This is a genomic window from Bacillus sp. GMs2/2 (assembly GCF_050172095.1).
Classification (GTDB): Bacteria; Bacillota; Bacilli; order Bacillales; family Bacillaceae_G; genus Bacillus_A; species Bacillus_A cereus.
Genome location: NZ_JBNLYE010000378.1, coordinates 1 through 3,659, shown reverse-complemented (window position 1 = coordinate 3,659; position 3,659 = coordinate 1). Strand labels below are relative to the sequence as shown.

Here is a 3,659-nt window from a genome sequence, read left to right as displayed (position 1 = left end):
ATATATAAGTAACCAACTATTTATCAATGTGTATAACAATTGCCCTCGACTCTTCAAGTAACCCATCAAAATTAATTTGTCTTTCACTAATTCCCTTTAGGCGTTCACCTACTTTTTCAAAAAGCATCTTTATCTTGAATAAATCCTTTTTACGTTCAAATAAATATTTTGTTCAAACTTGTGCGTGCACTAAAAAATACAAGTGATTTTATCAGAGGCACCTTGAATTTCTTGCACACCTAGTGGAAAGAATCCGTTTTTTACTAACGGGTTCTTTTCATTATTCGTCATACTACAACTAGATTGTTACATTTTTTTACAGCTCACCCTTACTTGAATAAATATTCCGTTCTTATAGATCCGTAAATCCTCTTTTCTTTAATGTTTTTTCGTTATTTGAGTCTATTCATGTAAATGCATTATTTATTTTTCCCGTATTCAATCGCCTTTGAACCTGTTGGTATAAGGTTTCTCTAGAAGTATAGTCTAGGATACATAGGATTTTTGTGTACGAAAGAAAGTATCGTAATTTCAACCAAAAACCATTTATTTACCTATGTTAAGTTTCTAAATTTGTATTGATAATTCTTGGCTTTAGAAGTATCCTATACATATTCAAACATTTGAAGATGTATAGGATACTTCTGAAATGTTAAATGTAAATAAATACTAGAGGTGTTTTAATGGGAACTGAAATGCAACAATTTAAAGCAGATTTCTTTAAAGCTTTAGCGCATCCTTTACGAATAGGGATTTTGGAAGTTCTATCAGAAGGTGAAAAAAGTGTAAATGAAATTCAAAGCATTCTTAAAAAAGAAGGTTCTGCAGTTTCTCAACAATTAAGTGTATTACGAGCGAAAAATATTGTTGTTGGCACTAAAGATGGAAAACGAGTATTATACTCCCTTCGAGATCCTATGATTATGAATTTATTGGTGGTTGCGCGGAAAATTTTTAACAATCATTTAATTGATACAATTTCTATGTTAGAAGAGCTAGATGAAGCAGAAAGCGAAATGGTAAAGGAGAAATAAATTGAGAAATGAGGCTAAAAGAGAAGATATCATCCAACATGGAATTGAGATATTTCACTCTATAGGAGCTCATCACGTTTGTAATGTTTGCATTAAAAGTGGATATTCTTGTTGCTTTTCATGTCAACATTTACAAGATGGTATTGGATGTCAAAAAAGGAATACAGCTTGTACAGCATGGTTATGCGGCATTCAGAACTTTTTGTTTGATCAAATAGGATTATTAGAAGAATGGAATAGTTTTTGGTCTGATATTCCAGGACAGATGTTTCGTAGAGATATTACCCCAGATAAAGTAAAAGTCACATCGTTTATTGATACGAAAAAGCTAGATAGTCGGGCTGGAGAACTTCTAGCGGAAAAATTACAATTCCATGTACAACAAGGTGGAGATATAGGGAAATTAGAACGCCATTTAAGCAAAACTTATAGTAAGTATTAGGATGTCGTTCTCTTTTATAAAAATTAAATTCTCCTGTATAAGCGAATGCGAAACCTATTTGTAATCCGGGTTTATTAAAAATAGAAAAGAAGGGTTTGTAATGAGAGGTTTATTTACAGGAAGGTTTAAAGGATATTCATTAGGGCATTTTCAAAAAGATCTTCTTTCAGGACTGATTGTTGGAGTTGTTGCGATTCCTCTTGCTATGTCTTTTGCTATAGCTTCTGGTGTAAAACCAGAGTATGGAATATATACAACATGTATTGCAGGAATACTTATTTCTCTATTTGGTGGTTCAAGGTATCAAATTGGAGGTCCTACAGGTGCTTTTGTTCCAATACTTTTAGGAATTGTCATTACTTATGGGTATGAAGATTTACTACTTGCTGGTTTACTTGCTGGAATTATCTTATGCCTTATGGGAATTTTTAAATTAGGTTCGCTGATTAAGTTCATCCCACGTCCTGTAACAATTGGTTTTACGTCAGGTATTGCTGTTATTATATTCACTGGACAAATTCCTAGTTTTTTAGGTTTAACAGGCATAAAAAAACATGAGGCTTTTATAGCAAACTTGAAAGAAATATTTACTCATATCGGTACCACTAATTTTTATAATGTAGTAACTGCTTTGATTTGCTTTTTCGTTATACTCATAACACCAAAAATTTTGCCAAAAGTACCGGGTTCATTAGTAGGTGTTTTGATTTCGACTATAATTGCAACTATATTTTTCTCAGGTCATGTACCTACTATTGGTACAGCATATGGTACGATTCCAAATACACTACCTCAGTTTGATATACCAGAGGTCACAATAGAGCGTATCCAACATTTAATTGGCCCTGCGTTTGTTATTGCTATGTTGGGTGGTATTGAGTCCCTTTTATCTGCTGTCGTCGCAGATGGGATGACAAATAGTAAACATAACAGTAATAAAGAACTTATTGGTCAAGGAATTGCTAATATTGTTACCCCATTATTTGGAGGAATTCCGGCGACTGGAGCAATTGCTCGAACAGCAACGAATATTAAAAGTGGCGCTGTTTCACCCATTTCCGGTGTGATTCACGGAGTATTTGTGTTATTTACGCTTCTACTGCTAGCTCCATACGCCTCCCACATCCCACTTGCTAGTATGGCTCCTATTTTAATGGTTGTAGCGTGGAATATGAGTGAGCAACAGCATTTTGTTCATATACTTAAAATGAAGACCGGAGATTCTCTTGTATTACTAGTAACATTTTCCCTTACTGTATTTACAAGTTTGACAACGGCTGTGGAAATCGGTCTTATTTTAGCTATTATTTTGTTTACAAAACGTATGAGTAATATGCTTGTGATGTCAAAAGTGCTTCCTGATCATACAACAAAGAATGAAAAATTATTACCGCATGTGGTAAATAATGCTCATGATTGCCCTCAAATTAGTATTTACACAATAGAAGGTCCATTATTTTTTGGAGCTGCGCAAACATTTGAACAAAACATTTTAGCGACAATTCATTATAGACCCAAAATTCTAATCTTACGTATGGGCAAGGTTCCTTTTATTGACACAACAGGCGAAGTCTACTTTAGGAATATTGTCCAACATTTTAAAAAACAAGGTGGCGTACTTCTCATTTCAGGGGCTCAATCAGAGTTGAAAACAACTCTAATTAAGAATGGATTATATGCTGAGATTGGAAAAGAGAACTTTTTTGATCATACAGGAGAAGCAATTAACTGTGCTTTAAGACATTTGAATAAAGCGAAATGTGTAGGATGTAAACATTTTGCTTTTCATGAATGTGCCCAGCTCTCCCAACAATGCCAGGATATTAATACAATAAAAAATAAATCAAAAGCATTAGAATTTTAAAAAATATATTTCCTATACAAAGTTTACTTGTTTTGATTTACTCTTTTAAATATTTTGCTAAAAAGCAGAAAAGGAGAATGTTTAATTTGGCGAATGCGAAGAAGATTTTTATAAAGTTTCAACAAGAAGGATTTTCATACATTCAAAAAATGATCATTACACAGCAAGAAGAGAATATATTCCTTACATTTCAATGCAAAAAAAATTGTACAATTAGTACCCTCTCAATAGATGATAAAAAGAATTACGAAAAAGCTATATCGTTTTTTTCTCATGCTTCTGGTGGTGTAATTATATGGGGAATAGATTCAAATAAAAA

At 32.9% G+C, this 3,659-nt stretch carries 3 protein-coding genes and 1 pseudogene; all 4 read left to right on the top strand.

Annotated features, from left to right (window positions below; translation table 11 throughout):
- Window positions 1-683: 683 nt before the first annotated feature.
- Entirely contained in the window at window positions 684-1,034 is a 351-nt protein-coding gene (locus tag ACQGS6_RS24605) for an ArsR/SmtB family transcription factor (protein ID WP_000536396.1), read from the top strand.
- A gap of 1 nt (window position 1,035) precedes the next feature.
- Window positions 1,036-1,476 (top strand): hypothetical protein, encoded by a 441-nt coding sequence (locus ACQGS6_RS24600; protein WP_001243315.1) that lies wholly within the window; start codon window positions 1,036-1,038, stop codon window positions 1,474-1,476.
- A gap of 100 nt (window positions 1,477-1,576) precedes the next feature.
- A complete protein-coding gene (locus ACQGS6_RS24595; protein WP_426965750.1) occupies window positions 1,577-3,340 on the top strand; it encodes a SulP family inorganic anion transporter in 1,764 nt (587 codons plus the stop codon).
- An 86-nt stretch (window positions 3,341-3,426) separates the two neighbouring features.
- Window positions 3,427-3,659 (top strand): annotated as a pseudogene (locus ACQGS6_RS24590) (hypothetical protein); the annotation flags it as partial.

What these genes read in the sequence shown, in the direction of transcription:
- ACQGS6_RS24605 (WP_000536396.1), top strand. Translation starts at nt 684, where the DNA reads ATGGGAACTGAAATGCAACAATTTAAAGCAGATTTCTTTAAAGCTTTA.
- ACQGS6_RS24595 (WP_426965750.1), top strand. Translation starts at nt 1,577, where the DNA reads ATGAGAGGTTTATTTACAGGAAGGTTTAAAGGATATTCATTAGGGCAT.